Annotated in this window: 1 protein-coding gene and 1 pseudogene; both read right to left on the reverse strand. The window is 60.3% G+C overall.

Annotated features, from left to right (window positions below; genetic code table 11):
- A pseudogene (locus A2J01_RS25160) lies at positions 1-238 on the reverse strand (putative bifunctional diguanylate cyclase/phosphodiesterase); the annotation flags it as partial.
- A 138-nt stretch (positions 239-376) separates the two neighbouring features.
- The coding region (locus tag A2J01_RS25165) for a TM0106 family RecB-like putative nuclease (protein ID WP_156519401.1) at positions 377-1,013 on the reverse strand (637 nt) is incomplete at its 5' end.

Genomic DNA, 1,013 nt, shown 5'->3' on the forward strand with positions numbered 1-1,013 from the left:
TCCAGACGCGCACCGAATTGAGGACGACCAAGAAGGCCGCAGAACCCCAGATCACCCGAAACTCGTTGTGACCGGGGGGTACGACATACACAAGCAAAGCGCACACGCTGAGTACATTGACCATGTTGGCCAGTGGCGCGACCGTCGTCACCTGCAGTATCTGGCGTGCGAAGAGGTCGCGCCGCTCGACGTCAGACAGTTCGGCGTCGCTCGCACTCGAAGTCAGCCTGCTCAGCATGCAACACCCTCCATCGTGGAGCCGACCAGATGAAGGTAGCGCGGATGCGGGTTCCGGACACACGATGACGAGAAACTACGAGTTGAAACATACTGTTCAATAGGATGTTTCAGACAATCGCGACAGAACGGATCAGCGCTACAACTCGGAAGCCAGCGGAATTTCCTTCTCCGCGCGGTCCGTCATCCACTCACGGAGGACCTTGGTGGCAATGACGTCGTCCTCGTTGTACTGCAGGATGCGTGTCCGCTGCGTCTCGTCCGGCTCACCGTCGTAGCCGACCGCCTCGCGGTACCACGCCATCGACGCTTCACCCCCGGCCTCGGCGTCACGCCAGTTGAAGCCGGCGACGGGCGCAATCTTCTTGAGCCCCTTGCCGTTCGGGCAGATGAACTGATCACTCACTGCTTGATAAATGTCGACCCACTGCGGACTGTCGATGAACTCGCGAATCTCGTCCTTACTCGGAATCCCGGGTTCACCGGCAAACCTGCGCGCCGAGTCCAACAACCACTTATCCTCGGCTGAACGCGAATAACAGTATGCGGCAAAGGTTTTACCCGAAGCAGCGGCCGCGGCACGCTCCGCCATCAGCCAGCCCCAGAACTCTGCGAACGACCGCGCCTCGTCACGCGTCGGCAGCGGATCCCACGTCGCAAATCCTCGATACATCGAGAAGCCGCCGACATTGAGCAACGTCCCCCACAGGTACGCGCCGTGCTCCTGATAGCTCTCCATGTCGACGTCGATCTCGATGTCCGCCCGAGTCACCGAG

Source organism: Rhodococcus sp. EPR-134 (assembly GCF_001647205.1).
Classification (GTDB): domain Bacteria; phylum Actinomycetota; class Actinomycetes; order Mycobacteriales; family Mycobacteriaceae; genus Rhodococcus_F; species Rhodococcus_F qingshengii.